The organism is Pseudodesulfovibrio sediminis, assembly GCF_020886695.1.
Lineage (GTDB): Bacteria > Desulfobacterota > Desulfovibrionia > Desulfovibrionales > Desulfovibrionaceae > Pseudodesulfovibrio > Pseudodesulfovibrio sediminis.
Genome location: NZ_AP024485.1, coordinates 27,898 through 49,349 on the forward strand (window position 1 = coordinate 27,898; position 21,452 = coordinate 49,349).

The following is a 21,452-nucleotide window of genomic DNA, read 5'->3' on the forward strand; positions in this document are numbered from 1 at the left end:
GTATAAAGAAAAAGGCCGAGACATGTGTGCCCCGGCCCTTGCGATCGTGCTTAGTGGGCTTCGGATTCTACGACAGCAGTATATGCTTCGGCGTCCAGTAGCCCTTCAGGCTCGCCCTTGATCTTGAACTTGAGCATCCAACCGTCGCCGTATGGCTCTTCGTTGACCATCTCGGGAGCGTCTTCCAGCGCCTCATTGACCTCGACTATTTCGCCGGTCACCGGGGCATAGATTTCACTGGCGGCCTTGACGGATTCAACAGAACCCATTTCGGAACCGGCTTCAAAGGTGTCGCCTACTTCGGGCAGTTCGATGAATGTCATGTCGCCCAGCTGTTCCTGAGCAAAATGGGTGATGCCGACAGTGGCAATGTCGCCTTCAACCATGACCCATTCATGAGACTTCGAGTAGAGCAGATCTTCGGGAATCATATTTATCTCCTTTTGGAAAAATTGGCTTCTGTGCACGGGTTGATCAGGATTCTTTAGCATGTGATTTATACCTTGAAAATAGTAAAAAAAATGACGCTTTCTCCATTATTATTTTTGTTGGAAGGTTGGTGTGCTTAAAACGCCAAAAATATGACGACAGAAATAGTGTGTTTATTTAAAATTAATTAATATCAAATGGTTATCAAGTTGCACAAATTGAGGGCGGTTTCACGATGAAGGAGATGATTATGTAATGTGTATTACGAATGTGGTTGACGATAACACTGCCGGGTTGTAGTCTGGTGTCCGCTTATGAGTACAGTATCGAAAGAAATGGATATGGTGGATACATGCACCGCTCTCGACCCCGGCTCCAGAGTGGAGGTTGAGGTTGAAGGGCATGTCTGGCTGCTTGATCGAGCCGCCGACATGGAGGCTTTGTGGGACGCCATGGACGGTGACGACCTCGGTGATGACGAGCGGTTGCCGTACTGGGCCGAGGTCTGGCCTGCCAGCGTGCTGCTTGGCCGGCATATACTGCGTCAGGCGAAAGCGCTAAAGGGGCGGCCCTGTCTTGATCTCGGCTGCGGCCTCGGGTTGACCGGCATGATCGCCAGTTCCATCGGTGCCCGTGTGGTGGCCTTTGATTATGAGTGGCCCGCCGTTCGTTTCGCCCGCCACAATGCTGAACTCAATGCTGTCCCGCAACCGCTGTGGATGCTCATGGACTGGCGCCAGCCAGCCGTGAAGCAGGGGAGCTTCGACTTTATCTGGGGCGGGGACGTTTTGTATGAAAAACGATTTTTCGATCCGTTGATCCGGCTCTTTCGCCATGCCCTTGCGCCTGGCGGGAAGATCTGGATCGGCGAGCCGGTGCGCACCGTGTCCCGGCCTGTCTGGGACGAACTGCGGGAGCAGGGCTTTGAGGCAGAGAAACTGACGGTGGAAAAGGTCGCTCTGTGCGGCCAGAATGCAACAGTGAATCTCTGGGAAATCCGGATATCCTGATTGGAGGAAAAGATGGGCAAGACTATTCGTTTCGGTGTGTCGCTTGATTCCGACTTGTTGATCAAGTTTGATCAGTTGTGTGAAGAGCGTAGCTATCAGACGCGTTCCGAGGCCATTCGTGACCTTATTCGAAACACCTTGGTTCAGCGTGAGTGGGAACAGGCGGAAGGCGATCTGGCCGGAACCCTGACCCTGGTATATGATCATCATAAATCCGGTCTTTCTCAGCGTCTGACCGAAATTCAGCACGATGCGCATCATGTCATTCAATCAACGCTGCATGTCCATCTGGATCATCACAACTGCCTGGAAGTGATCGTCCTCAAAGGGGATGCTGATGTGATCAAGGAGCTGGGGCAGAAACTCATTTCAACCAAGGGCGTCAAGCACGGCAACCTGGCTTTGACAACAACAGGCAAGGACTTGATTTAGATGGAAGATGTTCAGAAAGGGCAGGCAAACATCGCCATGCCCATTGATCGTGTGGGGGTGAAAGGGCTTCGTGTGCCCATGATCGTCCGTGACCGTGAGTCAGGGACGCAGCACACTGTGGCCGAGGTTTCTCTTTCCGTGGACTTGCCTGCCGAGTTCAAGGGAACGCATATGAGTCGGTTCGTGGAAGCGCTGGAGGATTGGTCGGGTGATCTCGATTACAATTCGTTTCGTACACTGCTCGACGACATCGTGGTTCGACTTCAGGCATGCAGTGCGCATGTCCGGTTCGTGTTTCCATATTTTCTGCGTCGCAAATCCCCCATGTCCGGTGCCAGTGGCCTCATGGATTACACCTGTCGTGTGGATGGCGAATTGAAGGATGGCAAGCTGACCTTCACTTTGGGTGCTGATGTGCCAGTGATGACGGTGTGTCCCTGCTCCAAGGCGATTTCCGACGAAGGTGCGCACTCGCAACGGGCCGAGGTCCGTATCCGTACCCGATTTGACGGGTTTGTCTGGTTGGAAGATCTGATCGAGATAGGTGAGCGTGCCGGATCGTGCTCAGTTTTTTCCCTGCTCAAGAGGGAGGACGAAAAATTCGTCACTGAGGCCGCGTTTGCCAATCCCATGTTCGTTGAAGATGTTGTGCGGGAGGCGGCCAAGGGACTCGAGGATCATCCCCAGATTCACTGGTTCAAGGTTGAAGTGGAGAGTTTCGAGTCCATCCACAATCATTCCGCCTTTGCGGCCATTGAAAGCACGGATGGCTAACCGCACGTCCAATACCAAGGAGATACACATGAAACGTCTGATTCCTTTCATGGTCCTGTTTGTTTTTTCTTTGTTCGCAACCGGAGCTTTCTCGGCTGAACCGGTGCCTTCGTATATCCATTTCGTTGTGGTGGATTCCGTGTTGCCGGACGGTTCAGACTCCAGGGACGCGGTGCTGGCTTTTGAAAAGGAAGTGATCAAACTGGCGGGTGGTTTTACCGAGATAGGCGCCACCCGCGGCGGCGCACTTGAAGGTGATGCAGTCGTGCCACAGAAGAACATCTCGTTCATGATCAGTGCGGACCGGGATATCTCCAGGGAATTGAAAACACTGACAACACAGTTGTTCGGTGGCCGAGGCGGGTTTATCCTGGCCTGGCAGGGGACCATGCTATACTAGGGCTGATTGCGTTCGTCGTTCAAAAAGCGTATATTAGGCATTCAGGCTGCTTCCCTGTTGCTCGAAGGGAGTCATTTTTCATGTCCGATACCAACCTTTCCGCTTTATCCGCTCTGGGGACCACTCAACAGGTCTCGGCCAATAATATTGCCAATGTGAATACCGAAGAATTTCGGTCCAGTTCAGTCGTGCTCGAATCCGGGCCCGGCGATCAGGGGGTGCGGGTGGCTGCCATTCGGGAATCCACCAATCCCGGGCCGATGATCAATGGCGTGGAGATGTCCAACACCGACATCGGGCGGGAGATGGTGGACATGATACAGACCGGCCGCGCTTTTTCCGCCAACACCACTTTCATTCGTGCTTCCGAGGAAATGACAGGGCATCTGCTCAATATGATCGCCTGATCCTCTCGCTTGACAGGCTGATCTTTCCTGTCTTACGGTCTATCATGGCCCGTCTACGCGCGTTCTCTTTTTCTGGGAATGCCATTGTGCGGGCCATACTTGTGATTAATTGAGAGGAATCTATGAACGCGAAGACTGTGAAGACTGACTACGATGTCATTATTGTTGGTGGTGGTCCTGCCGGACTGTTTGCCGCATATTATCTGGGGGAACACTCCGATCTGGATGTGTTGCTCATCGACAAGGGCAAACGGCCCCTGAAACGGGATTGTCCGTTGTCCGGTGATCAGGAATGCATCAAGTGCCGTCCGTGCAATATCCTGTGCGGCGTAGGTGGTGCAGGGCTGTTCTCTGACGGCAAGCTCAACTTTATCCACAAACTCGGCAAGACTGACCTGACGCAGTTTCTCGGAGTGAACGAGTCCCTCGCACTGATTGATGAAACTGAGGAAATATTCAATCGATTCGGCATGGACGGCAAGGTCTTTCCCACTGACATGGACAAGGCCAAGGATATCCGCAAGGCCGCCCGCAAGCACGGCATCGACCTGCTGGTCATCAAGCAGAAGCATTTGGGCAGCGATAACCTGCCGGGACATATTGCCGCCATGGCTGAGTACATCCAGGAGCAGGGAGTCACCTTCCGCACCAGTGAAACTGTCAAGGATGTGGTGGTGGACAAGGGCAAGGTGACGGGCGTGATCACCTCCCGTCATGAATACAAGGCCAAAAACGTCATCCTGGCTCCGGGCCGTGTCGGTGCGGAGTGGGTCAGCAGTGTGGTCAAGAAGCACGGCATCGATGTCTCTCAACGAGGTATCGAGGTTGGTGTGCGTGTGGAAGTGCACAACGAGATCATGCAGGATCTGTGTTCAGTGATCTACGATCCGACATTCTTTGTGCGGACCAATAAATATGATGATCAGACCCGCACGTTCTGCACCAATTACGGTGGATTTGTGGCGCTGGAAAACTATCAGGATTTCGTCTGCGTCAACGGCCATGCGCTCATGCACACGAAGTCTGAAAATACCAACTTTGCTTTCCTGTCCAAGGTTGTGCTGACCGATCCGGTAGAAGACAATCAGGCATATGGCGAATCCATAGGGCGGCTGGCCACGCTGATCGGCGGCGGCAAGCCCATCCTGCAGCGATTTGGCGACCTCCGGCGCGGACGGCGGTCAACCTGGGATCGTATCGGCAATGGATATATCGAGCCGACCATGAAAAATGTGGTCCCCGGAGACATCGCCATGGCCTTGCCCGAGCGCATCCTGACCAACCTCATGGATGGTTTGGAGCAACTCAACAACGTGGTCCCCGGCGTGTCCAATGATGAAACGTTGCTCTACGCCCCGGAGATCAAGTTTTTCGCCACACAGGTGGATACCCGTGAACATCTGGAAACCAGGGTTGAAGGGTTGTTCGTAGCCGGAGATGGACCCGGTGTGGCAGGGAATATAGTCGGTGCAGCGGCAACGGCCATCATCCCTGCAAAGGAAATCATCAAACGCAGTTGATTGCCTATCACAGCATCAAACGAGGCCCGGCAGCGATGTCGGGCTTTTCTTATTGTGTGTTCAATGGATTCTGATTCTTTTATTTTCTAGAGTATTTATATAAAAAGGTGAATTCTGTCGTTGACACGCCGTCATAATATTGACAGAGAATATATATGTTAAAGAAATAGTCGCGGGATGGGGTTCCCGCTCACTGCATATCCATGTGATAGTGGAGGACAAATGACGCTCAACCTGGACGGCATAATTGGTGACAGTCCTGTTCTTGCCGAGGTGTTCAAGGTTCTAAAAAAAGTCGCTCCCACTGACAGTACCGTGTTGGTCACTGGTGAATCCGGTACCGGCAAGGAGTTGTTGGTGAGGGCGCTGCATCGAAACAGCATCCGTCGAAACCAGCCTTTCATTCCTATCAACTGCGGGGCTATCCCCAGAGAACTGCTTGAGTCCGAACTTTTCGGCCATGAGAAGGGGGCCTTCACTCATGCCATTCGCTCCCGGCCGGGGCGGTTTGAACTGGCGGATGGGGGCACGCTCTTTCTGGATGAAATCGGCGAAATGGATCTGTCGTTGCAGGTCAAGATTCTCCGGGCACTTCAGGAAAAGGAAATCGAAAGGGTGGGCGGCACTTCCATCAAAAAAGTGGATGTGCGCGTGGTGGCGGCGACCAACCGTGATCTTGAAGACGAAGTGGTTGCGGGGCGTTTTCGCGAAGACCTGTTCTATCGCCTCAATGTCATCCCTTTGCAGCTTCCGCCCCTGCGCAAAAGAGGGAACGACATCCTCCTGCTGGCTGAATATTTTCTGTGCGGACATTGTGCCAGCAAGGAAAGGAAACACCTCAAACTAAGCGATAAGGCCAAGGAGATGCTGCTGACCTATTCCTGGCCCGGCAATGTCCGTGAGCTTGAGAATTTCATGGAGCGGCTCTCCATTCTGTGTGACGGCAACGAAGTGCTGCCCGAAGATCTGCCACAAAAGATTTTCGATGATATAGGCGAGACACCGCTCAAGAAGGTTGAAGAGGTTCAGCCCATGCGTCCTGCCGGGTTTGTCTGGCCTACGCTCAGGGATATGAAGGACAAGGATATGAAACTCAAAGAGTTTCTGGAGGATATCGAAGGGCGTCTACTGGGTGAGGCTCTGGAAATGGCAGACGGTGTCAAGAATAAGGCCGCGGAGTTGGTCGGCATCAAGCGGACCACACTCATAGAGAAATTGAAAAAAAGAAATTTGTTGTAATACCAGAGAGTCAGAGCAGGAAAACACGTACTGGATTGCATGACATTTGCATAAGTGACTGGCGTGACAGTGAAAAGCGTAAAAAAGATACCTTGGCCCCTGATAACGGCCCTCCTTGTTGGATTGATATTCGTCAGTCCTGCCAAGGCTCTGCGCGTGAATTTCAAGTCGCAAGGGGACTCTGATAAGCTGACATTCGCTTTTGATTCCGGTAAGTTGGTTGATGCATCCGTGGCTCGCCGTGGTGCCGAGGAGCTCGTGGTTACACTTCCCGACGGGGTCTGGGATTCTGAGCCGAAGCCCACTGTCAAAGATTTTCCGGGCAAGCTGGTCAAATCCATCTCGGTAGAGGGAAATACCATCCGTCTTACCACTCGAACCAATGCTTTCGGGTATATGCGTCTGCCGGTCCCGGGAAAATCTGAATTTTTATTGCAACTGTTCCGTGACCCTGTGGGTGCTCGTTGGAAACCCGCGTCAGCTGCGCCCAAACCCAAGCCCGCGCCCAAGCCGAAAGCAGCGACTAAACCTGTTGGCAAAACATCTCCAAAACCCAAAGCCAAGGCGCAAACACCTGTTGCCCCGGCCCCTGAACCTGACTCCGCCATCCCAAAAGCTGCCGAGGTCGCCCAGGCTTTGAATGCGGTCACGCCGGAGACCTCATCGGCTGCTCCTCAGCAGGGAGCGGCCCCTCAAGGCGAAGATGATTTGCCTCCTGAGCCGCAGAAAACTGACCATAAACCATTTTTTGCCGTCCCCTATTCTGTTCGTGAAGAAGTGGAGCCTCCCGCAGAAGCCGAGGCTTCACCGCAGGCGCCTGTTGTTCCCCATGAAGTGGAAACGGGCGATTATCCTCCGGCGAGCGAGCTGCGCTTCAAGGCTGTGGATAAAACGGCTGAGCAGGTAAAGTTTGCCGAGTTGGCTGGTGACGGCGGAGGGAGTGCTTCGGTTGTCCCGTCTGGACAGCAACAGGACGAAACGCGTCCGAATCAGGTGGGAGGCGCTGTTGCTCCGCCCCCGAATGAAGTTTCCGGCCAAGGACAGGCTGGAGGGGCGGTCGCTCCTCCGGAATCGGTTTCTGGTGCCGGTAGTGTGAGTAGTTCTGTGTCGCCGCCTCCGGCTGAAATGTCCGGTCAGGGGCAGGTCGGCGGTGTTGTTGCGCCGCCGCCTTCGGAAGAGCTCCCCACGGGCCAGGGGCAGGTCAGTGGAGCCGTTGCTCCTCCGCCCAATGAGACGGAGGTGGCCGAAGAGGGTGCGTCTGCCCCCGCTCCCGTAGCTGCCCCGGTCGTGGATCAAGAAGTGGCTGACGAGGCTGCACAGATTGCTGCTGCCCAGAAAGCAGCCAGAGAGGCGGCTGAAGAGCCGCAAACCACAGAAGGGGATGAAGCCGCTGCACCTTATGAAGAAGGTGCGCAGGTTGAAAAGCAAAAGACCCCGGTTGAGCTTGCGGCAGAGCGGGAAGAGGAACTCAGGAACAAGTTGTATGAGGCGCAATCGCTCATGTTCAATGGTTCTTTGGAAGAAGCCTTGCCGTTATATGAAGATGTTTTGAAGCAGCCCACCGTACCTGATGATGTGCGCGAAGAGGCTTTGTTCGCGATAGCTGACATCAAGAAGCAGATTTTCAGTACAGACCTTGACGGAAATTTCGACGATATCGCGCAGGCATACATCGAGGCAATGAATGCGGACCTGCAATCGACCAGAGTGCCGAGGGCATTGCTGAATCTTGGTCTGCTGAATCTGCAGGTGGGCAACTTTCCCGAGGCGCGCGCCTATTTCAAGATTCTTCAGGAAAAGTACCCGGACGACGAAAATATCCCGTCCATCAGCTATTACTGGGGTGAATATTTCTATAAGAAAGGTGACTTTAAAAAAGCAGCGGATCAGTTCCAGTATCTTATTCAGACCTACCCTGAACATCAGCTCGTCAAACAGGCGTCATTCTATCTCGCCGATTCTCTGAACAGGACGGGTTTCCTGGATCAGGCCTTCCAGATTGTGGACTACATCGACAAGCGGTGGCCGGATTATTACATGGAGAACATGAAGTTTCTGGAGCTTGCAGGCAGTATTGAGATGAAGCTCAAGAAGTGGGATGCAGCCAAGGATCACTATTTCACCTACTACAACCTCAATCCTGAAAATGACGATGCGGATATTGTGCTGGCGCGGATCGGTGATATTTACATCCGGAAAGGGCAGAAACAGCCTGCCAAACAGATCTACGAAAAGGTTGTCAGCAATTATCCTGATCAGGAAGGGGCGCTCATTGCCAAGATGCGTCTGGCTGAAGAGGGGATCTACGATGAACCGGCCATGCATGAAATGGTGGACATCTTTGACCGTCCCTACAATCTCAATCCGCAAAAAGTGTATTCGGAGATCGTTTCCAAGCATCCTGACAGTCCGCTTGCCCCGATCGCCCAGTTGAAACTGGCCATGTGGTATGCCTTCAACAAGAAGTACCCCGAGGCCCTGACAGCGGCGCAGGACTTCATTGAAAACTATCCGGATAGTCCCTTGCTCGACAAGGCCAAGGCCTTGGGTGATTCCGTCTTTGCCCAGGCGGTTCCCGGCATGATCGGTGAAGAGCGATATGGGCGCGTTGTCCGGTATTGGGAAACATACGATTTCATCGGCAAGGAAGGGTCCAAGGTTGACGACAAGACCAAGCTCGCCATTGCAACGAGTTACTGGAAGGTTGGTCAACCGGAGAAAGCGCTTGCGCTTCTCAAGCCATATCTGACGGAAAAGCAACTGCCAGGCGTGTCTGACAAGGCTCTCGGGCTGGCTGTGAACATCTATCTTGATCAGCTTGCCTGGAAGGATATTGCCGACCTTGTGGCCATGACCAAGAAACATTGGAAGCTCGCCCCCGCACAGCAGCGGCAGCTTGATTATGCCCGCGCCATGTCCCTGCAGAACCTCGGCGACTCCCTTCAGGCCGTGCCCATGTGGGCAGAGCTGGCCAAGGACCAAAGTGTTGACCCGGCCTTCCGTGCCTATGCCATGTATTATATGGCCAAGGATGCCATGGAACGGCAGGATCTACGCCGGGTGTTCGTCTATTCGCAGGAGGCGTTGGCCCTTCTGCTCCAGACCAAGGGTGACCCGGAAAAAATCAAGGATACTGTCTTGATGTCCATCTACGCCACCGAGCGTTCCGGGCGCTACGATGAGGCGCTGAAATGGGCCAAGGAGTATGATAAGTATATTGAGGTGGATAATCCGGAGTGGGCTTCCACCCGTTTCAAGCTCGCACGTATCTATCGCAAGGCCGGTGCCATGGAAGAGTGGAAACAACTGCTCTCCGATATCATCGAGAAGAAGCCGGAATCCCTTCAGGCTCAGCTCGCCAAGTCGGCTCTGGAAACCTACGAACTTGAGCAACAGGCATCAGAGTACGCACCGAATCCAGGTTAAACTCCGAACTCTCAGGGGGAGTCATGGATAGACAACCCATTGTAGCCGGTCGATTTTACGACGCAGATCCAGACAAACTCAACGCCATGGTCGATGGCTATCTCGCCCTTGGCGGGGAACAATCGCAGGAGATAACGCTCCTCGCCATGGTGCCGCACGCAGGCTATGTCTTTTCGGGAGCGGTCTGCGGCAAGACGTTTGGTATGGCCAATCTTGCCGATACTGTCGTACTTATCGGTCCCAATCATACCGGACGCGGCGAGCGGTTTTCGCTGTGGGAAGAGGGGCGCTGGCATATCCCCGGCGGATTTCTGCCCATAGATACGCAACTGGCAAAGCTCCTTTTGGAATCCGACCCCAATATCGTGGCCGATACGGCGGCGCATGTTGGCGAACATTCTCTTGAAGTCATTCTGCCGTTTTTGCGTCAACTGGCTCCGGCTTCCACCATTGTGCCTCTTTCCGTGTCCATGCCTTCATTACCTGTTCTCAAACAGGTTGGTCAGGCTCTCGGACAGACTCTCGCGTCATTGGATCGTCCGGTTTCATTGGTGATTAGTTCCGACATGAGTCACTATATCAGCCACGATGATGCCAAAAAGATGGATTCCCTGGCGTTGGACGCAGCGGTCAATCTTGACCCTGAGCGATTGTACAATACGGTTCGAGGGCACGATATTTCCATGTGCGGTGTGTTGCCCATGACTGTCGGGCTGTATGCGGCCCTGGAGATGGGAGCGGAAAAAGGTGAACTCGTGGCCTACGCCACATCTGGTGAAGTTTCCGGCGATTTTGATCAGGTGGTCGGGTATGCTGGCGTGCTGGTGAGTTGATTATTATTGAAATGTAGTAAAAGGTCACCCTGATCAGGGTGATTTTTTTTGTCATGCGACAGCCTGTCGCAAATCAGATTCCTCAACAGCCCCTCTTGAATCCGACGGTCGCCTTGCCGTTTTCTACAATGACCGGGATTGTCTTTACCCCGTCAGAATGTTTCAGCATGGCATCCATGTTGGCTTGTGAAGCGAGTATATCCACAAAGACCGCTTCGGGGTGGGCTTCAAGAGCTCGTTTTGTGTGCGGGCAGGTCGGCTTCCATAAATGATCATCTCAGCCATGGTTATTTCCTCACTATAGGGAATACTACCAAGTGATCGTAGTGGCTGTCCATGCGTCAGAGCGTTCTCTTTATGGAGATGAAACAAAAGAAAACCGCCCGGTTCAGCTGATGCCGAACCGGGCGGTTGTTAGTGTGTCTATGTGGGACTAGCGGCGTCCGCGAGGACCACCACGGTTGTCACGACGTCCGCCACCACGGTTGTCGCGTCCTCCACTGCGGGGGGCAGGGCGCTTGAAGTCTTCCAGGTTTACTTCCTGTCCGGCTTCTTCCATCAGCCATGCCTTGCGGGACAGACGGATACGTCCGCCGGGTTCCAGGGAGATGCACTTGACCCAGACTTCCTGACCGAGCTGGACCACGTCTTCGACACGTTCCACACGCTCGAAGTCGAGCTGGGAGATGTGCAGCATGCCTTCCATGCCAGGCAGGATTTCGACAAGTGCGCCGACTTCCAGAATCTTGCGAACAACGCCGAGGTAGTTCTTGCCGGGCTCGGCTTTCTGGTCGTAGTAGAGGACCATTTCCTTGGCCTTTTCCATGGATTCGAGGGTCGGAGCGAAGATGGAAATCTTGCCGGAATCCTCGATGTCGATGTTGGCTTCGGTTTCGGCTGTGATGGCCTTGATATTCTTGCCGCCGGGTCCGATGACCGAGCGAATCTTTTCGGGATCGATATGAACGATATCCATCTGCGGAGCCAGCTTGGACAGTTCCGGGCGGGGAGCCGCGAGGACATCGTTCATGTGGCCGAGGATGTGCAGACGCGCTTCCTTGGCCTGGTGGAGAGCCTTTTTGAGGACTTCCTGGGGGATACCGGCGATCTTGATGTCCATTTGGATAGCGGTGATGCCGTCCTTGGTACCGGCGACCTTGAAGTCCATATCGCCCAGAGCGTCTTCGTCACCGAGGATGTCGGTGAGTACGAAGAACTGATCGTCTTCCTTGCACAAGCCCATGGCGATACCGGCGACCGGCTCGGAAATGGGAACACCTGCGTCCATCAGGGACAGGGTGGCGCCGCAGACGGATGCCATGGAAGAGGAGCCGTTGGACTCCATGATCTCGGAGACAACGCGGATGGTGAACGGGAAGTCATCCTGGTTCGGCAGAACCGGGGTGAGAGCGCGTTCAGCCAGTGCGCCATGGCCGACTTCGCGGCGGGAGGTACCACGCAGCATACGGGCTTCACCGACGCAGTACGGCGGGAAGTTGTAATGCAGCATGAAACGCTTTGTAGCGTCGCCGAGCAGGGAGTCGTAACGCTGTTCGTCACGGGTGGAACCCAGCGTGGCGACAGCCAGGGCAGAGGTCTCGCCGCGGCGGAAGAGGACGGAGCCGTGTGTCTGAGCCAGCAGGCCAGTCTCGATGGACAGCGGACGAACGGTGGTGGTGTCACGACCGTCGATGCGCAGACCTTCGTTCACGATGCGCTCACGAACGAGCTTTTTGGTGATGTCGCCAACGATATTGCCGACAGCCTTGAGCTTTGCCTCGTCCTCGGGGAACTTTTCGGCAACAGCGGCTTTGGCTTTTTCCTTGGCAGCATCCTTGGCAGCGTAGCGGACCAGCTTCTCAGGGGTGATAACGGCAGCCTTGATATCTTCGGTGATGAAGTCGCCGAGGAAGGCAACGAGTTCTTCGTCCTTCTCGGGAGCTTCAACTTCCAGTTTGGCAACGCCGACCTTTTCGCGGAGTTCGTCCTGCAGATCGAACAGCGGTGCGACCTGCTCATGGCCCCAGGCCAGTGCGTCAGCAACCAGATCTTCTGAGACGAAGTCGCCGCCGCCTTCAACCATAACCATGGCTTCGCGGGTTGCTGCGAAAACGAGGTTCAGGGAAGACTCTTCTTCCATGCCCTTGTAGGTCGGGTACAGAACGAATTCGTTGTTCACGTAACCGACGCGAGCACCCACGATGGGGCCGAGGAACGGCATCTTGGAGATGTGGCAGGCAGCGGATGCGCCGGTCAGTGCCAGAACGTCCGGGTTGACGTGTTTGTCAGCGGACAGGACCGTGGCAATGATCTGTACTTCGTCGGCAAAGCCGTCGGCGAACAGGGGGCGGATGGGGCGGTCGATGAGACGGGAGATCAGAGTCTCGCGCTCGGACGGGCGGCCTTCACGACGGAAGTAGTTGCCCGGTACGCGACCGGCTGCATAGGCCATTTCCTGGTAGTTGCAGGTCAGCGGGAAGAAGCCGCGGTCAATGGCCAGGGGCTGGGTCACGGCTGTGACCAGAACAGTGGTGTTGCCGGACGAAATGGTAACCGCGCCAGAGGCCTGGCGGGCGTATTTGCCGGTTTCGATGGTGATGTCGATGCCGCCGACCGTAGCGGACAGGCTTGTGGCATCAAAAGGAATCATCGTCATAAGTGATTTCCTACCTTATAAGGTAATAGATGGACCACTTCCTGCGTATTCCCTCTGAATAGGGTTAGCCGGCTTGGGGAGGGACTCTTGAGACATGCCTCAAGAACACCTTCCGCAGCCAACTAAGCTAAAACCGCGAGGGGCGAGGAGTCGAGAAGACGGCTCCGTCGCAGGAAGTGTAAAACAGGCGGGGGAGGTTTGACCCTCCCCCGAACACTAATTCTTCAAAGAACTACTTGCGCAGACCAAGGCGGCCGATAAGGTCGCGATAGCGCTGGATGTCCTTGTTGGCAAGGTACTTGAGGAGCTTTCTGCGCTGGCCAACCATTTTCAGCAGGCCGGTGCGGGAGTGGTGGTCCTTTTTATGGGACTTGAAGTGGTCAGCCAGGTACTTGATGCGTGCGGTCAGCAGCGCAACCTGAACCTCGGGAGACCCGGTGTCACCTTCGCAGGTTTTGTACTCGTCAATAATCTGTTGCTTTTGTTCAGCAGTCATAACCACAGCGATATCCTCCTAGTTGGATGTTGCTAGTATATTTTTGCTTTTCATGCAGCCTAAAGCGTATCAGTCCTGATTCCAGAGACCGCGAAGGATAGCCCATTTAGGCGTTCCATTCTGGAGTTTCGCTTCCACCAGAGCCAGAGGGGTGCCTTCGGGATCAAGCAGCATGGCCTGATCGCCGAGTTCGCCCGCCAAAAGCTCGCCAGGTTGGTCGACAACCGGTAGCCAGGCCCCGTTTTTCACGAGTCCTGACAGCGGTTCGGTCAACGTGAACCTGGGCCAGTGGGGCAGGGTATCCGCTAGTGGGATGACCCTTTCCGGAAATGATTCCGGATTCTCCAGAACGTCCATGAGGTCAAGAGCCTGATCAAGCCCGAAAGGCTCGCTCGACTCCCGGACCAGGCTGGTCAGCGTCGCGCCGCACCCTATTCGTGTCCCCAAGCTGTGGACCAGGGAACGTATATAGGTACCGGCGGAGCAACTGACCCTGAATGCCGCTTCCGGCATTTGCACGTCCAGCACTTCCACATGAGAAATAACAATGGGCTTTATTTTGACCGGAGTTTCCTTGCCCTCGCGGGCCAGGGCGTACAACGGCTTACCCTCGTGTTTGGCAGCGGAATAGGCAGGAACTTCCTGCTCTGTCAACTCTTTCCAATATAAAATTGCACGTTTGACATCTTCCGCAGAGGCCGAAACATCACTTTCTTTAACAACTTCTCCTTGAATATCAAGGGTATCTGTTGTGATTCCAAGGCGAAATGTGCCTCGGTAGGTTTTGGTCCCGCCGGAGAGATACGGAGCCAGTTTGGTCCCGTGTCCGAGCAGGACAAGAAGCACGCCTTCGGCCATGGGATCAAGAGTTCCTCCGTGGCCGATCTTGAACTGTTTGAGTTGATGCTTGATGTCGTTGAGACAGGCTGCTGAGGTGGGGCCGGAAGGCTTGTTGAGTATAAGTAATCCGTCTCGTTGTTCCGGGCTTCTTTTCTTTTTTCTACGTCCCATCAGGATATTCCCAGTGCGTCGGCTATTGCAGAAATAAGCATCGCTTTTGCTTCGTCAAGAGGTGCGGCAATAGTGCCGCCGGCAGCGTTGTGGTGACCGCCGCCACCAAAAGTGGCGGCAATGGTCTGAACATTGTCTTCACCATAGGAGCGCAGAGAGAATTTGTAGAGATCCGTATCTTCTTCACGGAGTATGGCGGCCACTCGGACAGGTTTCAATCGGCGCAGGAAATTGATCAGATTTTCAGTGTCTGCCGGGGTCGTCCCCGTGTCGCTGAACATCTGCTGGGTTATGGCAATGGATGCAACCTGCTTGTCATGGTGCAGTTCGATATTGCCCATGGCCTCGGTCCACAAGCGCATGCGGTTTTCGGACCACTGCTTGGTGATGACCATGTTCATGTGCGCGATATCCAGTCCATTGCGCAGCATGTCGGCAGCCAATTCCAGAGATTCCGGAGTGGTGTTGCCGTAGGTAAAAAAACCGGTGTCAGTAGAGACCGCCAAGTATACGCATTCTGCCAGATCTCCGGTCAGGGGGATATGCAGTTTTCTGGCAAGTTCGGCAACCATGCTACCCACGGCCGGTTGACTTGGATCAACCCAGTTCTCAGTGCCGAAGTTGTCATTGCCCAGGTGATGATCAATGTTAATGACTGTGGTTTCACCTGTGCGAGCCTGCAGTGCTTCTCCCATGCGGTTTCCAGCTCCGCAGTCCATGATGATGGTCCATTTGGGCATGCTCTCGGGCAGCTGCTTTTCAATGGGGCCGGGGAGATTCACAAAGGCGTAGCGGGAAGGCAGCCCTGACTGATTGTAGAGTGAAAATCGTTTGCCCATGGCCGCGAGCAAATGTCCCATGGCGCAAATGGACCCAATGGCGTCTCCATCGGGATTGAAATGCGAAACAATCAGGAAGTCATCCTGATCGCGGAGAATCTCGCTAATTCTTGTCACTGGATTTTGCATAGACCACATCCTCAAGGAAATCGTCGAAAATGAACCTGAGTTCAGGAGTGAATTGCAGCTTGAGGGTGCGGCCCAGGCGGGAACGGAGAAAGCCGGAGGCTTTTTCCAGACCGGTTTGTACTTCCTTGCGGTGTTCTGCGTCACCGGACACTGTATAAAAAATTTCGGCAATACGCAGGTTGGCGTTCATGCGAACACCGCTGAGCGTGACGAGCTGGAGGCGCGGGTCAGCGGCTTCTTCCACTAACAATGTGCCTACTTCGCGCATGATCTGGTCGCCCATACGGACGGCTCTGCGGGAACTTGATGCTTTCATGGTCTGTATCCTTAATCCGTGTCAGAGAAAATTTCTGTAGAACACTTGGTCAGTTCTGCGGGCGATATGGCCTCAACCATGGCAAGTGTTTTGGCCAGCCTGCTTTCCACCCGTGTGGTTTCGTTGGCTGTGGTAACTATGCCCAGAACCAATGTGTCGTGTACGTCCATGGCCTCGGTTTCGGCAACAGACACATTGAATTTGTTGCGGATTTTTTGTTTCAGACTTTGAGCAACCTTACGCTTGTCCTTAAGTGAGCGGTTGCCGTGCAGTCTGAATTCGAGGTGTAAAACGCCTATTATCATAAATGATCCAATGAATAAAATAAATACGGGCGGCCCATTGCGCAATGGGTCGCCCGTATTTTTGTACTTTTTATCTTAATCGATGGTGCGGGCGATTTCCTTGGTTTCAAAGGCTTCGATAATATCACCGATCTTGATGTCGTTGAATTTCTCGAGGCCGATACCGCATTCGTAGCCCTTGGCAACCTCACGGGCATCGTCCTTCTCGCGCTTGAGCGAGGAGACAAGGCCTGTGTAGATGACAACGCCACCGCGAAGCAGGCGAACCATTGCGCCACGCTTGATCTTTCCATCCGGGATGAAGCAACCGGCGATAACACCGATCTTGGGTACGGAGAAGGTCTGACGAACTTCTGCCTGACCCAGATACACTTCTTCGATATCCGGTGTGAGCATGCCGCTCATGGCGTCCTTCACTTCCTGCACCAGCTTGTAGATGATGTCGTAGAAGCGGACTTCGACACCTTCCTGCTCGGCGATTTCCTTGACCTTCAGGTTCGGACGCACGTTGAAGCCGAGAATGATGGCTTCGGATGCGCCGGCCAGAAGGATGTCGGACTCGGTGATGGCACCGGCACCGCCGTGGACGACATCGATTTTGATTTCGTCGGTGGACAGCTTGTTGAGTGCTTCGGTGACCGCTTCCAGAGAACCCTGTACATCGGCCTTGAGGACCAGGTTCAGGGTCTGGGCCTCGTCGTTCGGCTTGGATGCGAGGAAGGACTCCAGGGTGACCTTGGACTTGGAAGACAGAATCTTCTCGCGCTTTTTCATGGCGCGGGATTGAGCGATGCGGCGGGCCATCTTTTCTTCTTCCACCACGAACAGTTCGTCACCGGCTTCGGGCAGACCATCAAAGCCCTGGATTTCCACGGGCATGGCCGGACCGGCTGTTTTGAGTTTCTTGCCCTGGTCGTTGAACATGGCGCGGACTTTACCGAAGTGGACACCGGATACAAAGCTGTCGCCCTGATTGATGGTACCTTCGGAAATGAGGATGGTGCCCACGGGGCCACGTCCCTTGTCCAGACGCGCTTCAACGATATGACCGCGAGCAGGTTTGTCCGGGTTGGCTTTGAGCTCCAGTACTTCTGCCTGGAGCAGAACCATTTCGAGCAGTTCGTCAAGGCCGGTTTTTGCCTTGGCTGAAACATGCGCGAAGATGGTGTCGCCGCCCCAGTCTTCAGGGGAGAGCCCCAACTCGGCCAGTTCGCGTTTGACGTTATCGGGATTGGCTCCCTCTTTATCCATTTTGTTGACTGCAACCACGATGGGGACGCCAGCCGCTTTGGAGTGGCTGATTGCCTCACGGGTCTGATCCATGACGCCATCGTCGGCAGCGACCACGAGGATGACGATATCCGTCACCTGGGCACCGCGCATACGCATGGTGGTAAATGCTTCGTGACCAGGGGTATCCAGGAACACGATCTCGCCGCGTTGTGTCTGGACGTGGTAGGCACCTATATGCTGGGTGATACCGCCAGCTTCTCCATCGGTCACATTGGACAGACGGATGGCATCCAGCAGGGAGGTCTTACCATGGTCAACGTGACCCATGATGGTGACCACGGGAGGACGGGGCTTGAGATCTTCATCTTTGTCTGCCTCGGTGGGAATCAGGAAATCCTGTTCGTCGAAGGAGACGTTCTCGACCTCGTAACCGAACTCGCTGGCGAGCAGGGTGGCCGTATCCAGATCCAGGGACTGGTTGATGGTCGCCATGACACCCATGCCGAACAACGCCTTGATCAAATCCTGGGCCTTGATGCCCATCTGGTGGGCCATGTCGGCCAGACGAATGGTTTCGTCAAATTTGATCTTGCGCTTTGCAGCCTTCATCGGCTGGGCTTGCACCTGTTCAACCGGCTGTTGCTGCTGATTGTTCCGCCCCTTCTTCTTGTGTCCTTTACGGCCACCAGGAAGGCTGTCATTGAAGCGATTGCTACCGGAATCTTTACGACCGCTTGTGGCAAATTCTACGACACGACGGTCTTTCTTGCCCTTTTTCTTCTTGCTACGTCCGTCAGGTATGCCTGGTGCCGGAGCAGGGGCCATACCAGGGCCTCCACCGGGACGACCACCAGGACGGCCTCCAGGACCTCCGGGACGGCCACCAGGACCGCCGGGACGACCGCCAGGACCACCGGGACGACCGCCAGGACCGCCGGGACGACCGCCGCCAGGACGACCGGGACGACGTTCAGGCTGCTGCATTTTTGCTGCAGCACGTGCCTGTACCTCTGCCTCGGTAGGCATGGAAATGATTTTGACTTTAGGAGCTTCAGGCTCTTTTTTCTTTTTCTTTTTCTTTTTGGGTTCGTCCTTGGCAGCGGCTTTCTTTTCAGCAGCCGGTGCAGGGGTTTCTTCCTTGGGAGCAGCCTTGGCCTCTTTTTCAGCCTTCACAGCCTTCTCCTTAACAGGAGCGGCTTCTTCCTTGAGTTCTTCGGAAGCAGCTTTGGTCTCTTCAGGCACGGGTTCGGGGGCGGCCTCTTCAACCACGGCTTCTTCCACCGGGGCCTCGACGACCTCGGCTTTCACCTCAACAGGCTCTTCCACGGGAGGTTCCTCCACAGCAGGTTTGATAATCCTGACTTGTGGTTCAGCCTTTTTGGGAGCCTTTTTCTTGCTGGGCTTCTTTTTGGGCTTTTCTTCCACCACTTCTTCAGCAGGAGTGGCTTCTTCCACTACGGAAGGCTCTTCTTTTTCTTCCACAGCAGCTTCCACCGTTTCCTCAGTCTCTTCTTCGACTGCGGGAGCGGCTTCTTCTTTTCTGGAAGATTTTGATTTGGTGCGTCTGCGCCTGATGATTACGCCGGAATCGCCGACGCGACGGACTTCACTCTGTTGAGCTCCGCCTTTCTTTAACTCCGCCTTGAGGCGTTCCACATCTTCGTCTTCCACGACGGTTTTCTGGCTTTTAGCCTGAACGCCGATCTCGCGAAGCTGCTGAATGATCTCCTTGTTGCTGAGCTTGAGCTCTGCAGCCAAGTCTTCTACCCGAACCTTTGCCGTCATCTAATCACCTCTCAACGTTTCTTCATCAGGCCCGAGACCACTTTCGGGAATCTCTCCCGGCACTGGGTCTGGCCGCATAGGTAAAAACCGCGCCCCGAACATATTTGTTTCGGGTCGTGAATCGGACCTTCCTGATCCGTTTCACTGGCGCCATCCGGTCGCACATACCGCGTCAGTTCCGTTTTGGGGAACTTCTTGCGGCAGACAATGCACATCCGCTCTGCAATATGCTTGCGGCTCATGTCTTGTTGTACTCCGGTTTCTATTTCGACTCCTCGCCATCGGCGGGAGTGTCGGATTCTTCAGTCTCTTCTTCGACAGTTTCTGCTGTTTCTTCAACAACTTCATCTGCAGTTTCGGTTTCATCAACAGGGGCTTCCTGCGGCTCTTCACTGTCGTCCTTGTCGGCCTCAAAGAGGTCGGGGGCGAGCATGTTGATAGCCACACGGATATCACCGACTTTACTCTCGGTCATGTCCTTGATGGAGAGCAGTTCTTCATCAGAAGCCTGGATGATGGAATCAATGGATTCGTATCCGGCAGCAAAGAAATTCTCCATGGAGATCTCGGCCACAGCCGCAACCTGATCCATGCCTTTGCGCTCTGCGTTGAGTTCTCCGTAACGAGAGTTGGTGAAGATGTCTATCTTCCAGCCAAGAAGTTTGGCAGCCAGTTTGACGTTCTGGCCCTTGCGGCCAATGGCCAGACTGAGCTGATCGTCGGGGCAAACCACTTCCAAAGTCTCCTCTTCCTCGTCCACGGTAATGCGTGAGATGAGTGCGGGGGAGAGGGCGTGCTGCGCGTACATGGCGATGTCCGGGGACCAGACAACGATGTCGATACGTTCGCCCTTGAGTTCCTGCACAACGTTTTGAATACGAGAGCCGCGGATACCGACACAGGCGCCCACGGGATCGACGTCGCGTTCGCGGGACATGACAGCCACTTTGGCACGCAGACCGGGATCGCGGGATACGCCCATGATCTTGACGGTGCCGTCTGCCACCTCGGGAACCTCGCGCTTGAACAGTTCGATCATGTAGTCCGGGTGGGACCTGGACACGACGACCTGCGGGCCACGGGATTCTTTCAATACATCTATGATATAGGCCTGGACGCGATCACCACGCTTGTAGCGTTCTCTGGGAATCTGTTCGTCCTTGGGCAGCAGGGCTTCCGTGCGGCCGAGGTTGATGATCCAACCGGTCCGGTCGCGACGCTGAATGATGCCGCTGGCGATTTCGGACACGCGGTCCTTGTATTCTTCGTAAATGATTTCCTGCTCGGCATCGCGCATGCGCTGGATGATGACCTGCTTGGCGCTCTGCGCTGCAATACGTCCCAGGTCCTCCACCTTGAGCGGGAAGCCCATCTCGTCATCCAACTGGGCGTTGGGGTCATGAGCGGTTGCCGCTTCCAGGGAAATTTCACTGATAGGGTCATGGACATCTTCGACGACGATCTTGAATTCGAATACTTCGATTTCGCCGAGTTCCTCGTTGAAGGACACTTCGATATCCATGGTCTCGCCATATTTGCGAGCTACGGCAGATCGTACTGCTTCTTCAAGGGTATCAATGAGCAGGTCACGGTCAATGCCCCTGTCTTTGCTTATCTGGTCGATTGCTTTTTTCAGCTCCGACATGATCAAACCTCCGCTTGTGCCCGGATCTCTGTATGGTCCGGGCAAGTAGTGATCTTCAAACTAAAATTCGTGGATCAACCGGGCTTTCTTGATGGAAAGCCAGTCGATATCCATTGTTTCTTCATCAACGGTCATGGTGATGGTGTCGCCTTTCACTGCGACCAGTTCACCTTTGAGCTTGCGACGGTCAGCCACGGGGTCGACCAAAGTCACCTTGATTGTCCGACCGATGTAACCGACCATTTGCTCAGGTGTGAAAAATCGTCTTTCAAGACCGGGGGAGGAGACCTCCAGCGTGAATGCCCCGGGAATGACGTCTTCCACTTCAAGCATCAGCCCGACCTGACGACTGACATGCGCGCACTGGTCAATGTGCACACCGTCTTCACCGTCGATATATATGCGAACAACGCGCTTTTTGCCGGACGGCGGGGAACTCAATCCCCAAAAGATAAGACCGAGATTTTCAATCTCGGGCCGGATTATATCCGTCAGCATTTCTTCGAAAGTCTGGCGCATTTATTCTCCTGCCCCCGTGGGGAGCGATTTGCCAATAAAAAAGGTGAG

At 54.5% G+C, this 21,452-nt stretch carries 20 protein-coding genes and 1 pseudogene; 9 read left to right on the forward strand and 12 right to left on the reverse strand.

Features of this window, described 5'->3' with window-relative positions; genetic code table 11:
• Positions 1 to 50: 50 nt before the first annotated feature.
• Positions 51 to 431 (reverse strand): glycine cleavage system protein GcvH, encoded by a 381-nt coding sequence (gene gcvH / locus SRBAKS_RS00135; protein ID WP_229592370.1) that lies wholly within the window; start codon positions 429 to 431, stop codon positions 51 to 53.
• Between the two features lie 312 nt (positions 432 to 743).
• Here gcvH and SRBAKS_RS00140 point away from each other — a divergent pair, with 312 nt between their 5' ends.
• The 9 genes from SRBAKS_RS00140 to amrB all read left to right on the forward strand — a co-directional run bounded on the left by SRBAKS_RS00140 (position 744) and on the right by amrB (position 10,470).
• Positions 744 to 1,439, forward strand: coding sequence for a class I SAM-dependent methyltransferase (locus SRBAKS_RS00140; protein ID WP_229592372.1), 696 nt, complete (start codon positions 744 to 746; stop codon positions 1,437 to 1,439).
• A 12-nt stretch (positions 1,440 to 1,451) separates the two neighbouring features.
• On the forward strand, positions 1,452 to 1,871 hold the full coding sequence (gene nikR / locus SRBAKS_RS00145; RefSeq protein ID WP_229592374.1) for a nickel-responsive transcriptional regulator NikR: 420 nt from the start codon (positions 1,452 to 1,454) through the stop codon (positions 1,869 to 1,871).
• On the forward strand, positions 1,872 to 2,645 hold the full coding sequence (gene folE2 / locus SRBAKS_RS00150; protein ID WP_229592376.1) for a GTP cyclohydrolase FolE2: 774 nt from the start codon (positions 1,872 to 1,874) through the stop codon (positions 2,643 to 2,645).
• A 28-nt stretch (positions 2,646 to 2,673) separates the two neighbouring features.
• On the forward strand, positions 2,674 to 3,045 hold the full coding sequence (locus SRBAKS_RS00155; protein WP_229592378.1) for a hypothetical protein: 372 nt from the start codon (positions 2,674 to 2,676) through the stop codon (positions 3,043 to 3,045).
• A gap of 80 nt (positions 3,046 to 3,125) precedes the next feature.
• Positions 3,126 to 3,452 (forward strand): flagellar basal body rod protein FlgC, encoded by a 327-nt coding sequence (locus SRBAKS_RS00160; RefSeq protein ID WP_229592380.1) that lies wholly within the window; start codon positions 3,126 to 3,128, stop codon positions 3,450 to 3,452.
• Between the two features lie 122 nt (positions 3,453 to 3,574).
• On the forward strand, positions 3,575 to 4,972 hold the full coding sequence (locus SRBAKS_RS00165) for an NAD(P)/FAD-dependent oxidoreductase (protein ID WP_229592382.1): 1,398 nt from the start codon (positions 3,575 to 3,577) through the stop codon (positions 4,970 to 4,972).
• A 222-nt stretch (positions 4,973 to 5,194) separates the two neighbouring features.
• The gene (locus tag SRBAKS_RS00170) at positions 5,195 to 6,211 is read left to right on the forward strand and encodes a sigma-54 interaction domain-containing protein (RefSeq protein WP_229592384.1); all 1,017 of its coding nucleotides are present in this window, start codon (positions 5,195 to 5,197) and stop codon (positions 6,209 to 6,211) included.
• Positions 6,212 to 6,280: 69 nt separating this feature from the next.
• Positions 6,281 to 9,637: a tetratricopeptide repeat protein gene (locus tag SRBAKS_RS00175; protein WP_229592386.1), complete on the forward strand. Its 3,357-nt coding sequence runs from the start codon at positions 6,281 to 6,283 to the stop codon at positions 9,635 to 9,637.
• Between the two features lie 23 nt (positions 9,638 to 9,660).
• On the forward strand, positions 9,661 to 10,470 hold the full coding sequence (gene amrB, locus SRBAKS_RS00180; RefSeq protein WP_229592388.1) for an AmmeMemoRadiSam system protein B: 810 nt from the start codon (positions 9,661 to 9,663) through the stop codon (positions 10,468 to 10,470).
• Between the two features lie 82 nt (positions 10,471 to 10,552).
• Here the strand turns inward: amrB and uxx1 are convergent.
• The 11 genes and pseudogenes from uxx1 to SRBAKS_RS00235 all read right to left on the reverse strand — a co-directional run bounded on the left by uxx1 (position 10,553) and on the right by SRBAKS_RS00235 (position 21,404).
• Positions 10,553 to 10,755 (reverse strand): annotated as a pseudogene (gene uxx1, locus SRBAKS_RS17820) (UXX-star selenoprotein family 1).
• Positions 10,756 to 10,903: 148 nt separating this feature from the next.
• Positions 10,904 to 13,126: a polyribonucleotide nucleotidyltransferase gene (gene pnp, locus SRBAKS_RS00190; protein WP_229592392.1), complete on the reverse strand. Its 2,223-nt coding sequence runs from the start codon at positions 13,124 to 13,126 to the stop codon at positions 10,904 to 10,906.
• Between the two features lie 232 nt (positions 13,127 to 13,358).
• Positions 13,359 to 13,628 (reverse strand): 30S ribosomal protein S15, encoded by a 270-nt coding sequence (gene rpsO, locus SRBAKS_RS00195; RefSeq protein ID WP_229592394.1) that lies wholly within the window; start codon positions 13,626 to 13,628, stop codon positions 13,359 to 13,361.
• A gap of 63 nt (positions 13,629 to 13,691) precedes the next feature.
• Positions 13,692 to 14,633: a tRNA pseudouridine(55) synthase TruB gene (truB, locus tag SRBAKS_RS00200; RefSeq protein WP_229592396.1), complete on the reverse strand. Its 942-nt coding sequence runs from the start codon at positions 14,631 to 14,633 to the stop codon at positions 13,692 to 13,694.
• Positions 14,633 to 15,601, reverse strand: coding sequence for a DHH family phosphoesterase (locus SRBAKS_RS00205; protein ID WP_229592398.1), 969 nt, complete (start codon positions 15,599 to 15,601; stop codon positions 14,633 to 14,635). Before SRBAKS_RS00205 ends, truB begins: the two co-directional genes overlap by 1 nt.
• Positions 15,576 to 15,917 carry a 30S ribosome-binding factor RbfA gene (gene rbfA, locus SRBAKS_RS00210; protein WP_229592400.1) on the reverse strand — a complete coding sequence of 114 codons (342 nt, stop codon included), beginning with the start codon at positions 15,915 to 15,917 and terminating at the stop codon, positions 15,576 to 15,578. The genes SRBAKS_RS00205 and rbfA overlap by 26 nt, the downstream gene beginning before the upstream one ends.
• 11 nt (positions 15,918 to 15,928) lie before the next feature.
• On the reverse strand, positions 15,929 to 16,222 hold the full coding sequence (locus tag SRBAKS_RS00215; RefSeq protein ID WP_229592402.1) for a DUF503 domain-containing protein: 294 nt from the start codon (positions 16,220 to 16,222) through the stop codon (positions 15,929 to 15,931).
• 75 nt (positions 16,223 to 16,297) lie between these two features.
• Complete coding sequence (infB, locus tag SRBAKS_RS00220) at positions 16,298 to 19,240, reverse strand: translation initiation factor IF-2 (protein ID WP_229592404.1); 2,943 nt, start codon at positions 19,238 to 19,240, stop codon at positions 16,298 to 16,300.
• Between the two features lie 11 nt (positions 19,241 to 19,251).
• Entirely contained in the window at positions 19,252 to 19,482 is a 231-nt protein-coding gene (locus tag SRBAKS_RS00225; RefSeq protein ID WP_229592406.1) for a YlxR family protein, read from the reverse strand.
• A 20-nt stretch (positions 19,483 to 19,502) separates the two neighbouring features.
• Complete coding sequence (nusA, locus tag SRBAKS_RS00230) at positions 19,503 to 20,885, reverse strand: transcription termination factor NusA (protein WP_229592409.1); 1,383 nt, start codon at positions 20,883 to 20,885, stop codon at positions 19,503 to 19,505.
• Between the two features lie 60 nt (positions 20,886 to 20,945).
• Positions 20,946 to 21,404, reverse strand: a complete 459-nt coding sequence (locus tag SRBAKS_RS00235; RefSeq protein WP_229592411.1) for a ribosome maturation factor RimP — start codon at positions 21,402 to 21,404, stop codon at positions 20,946 to 20,948.
• Positions 21,405 to 21,452 lie beyond the last annotated feature (48 nt).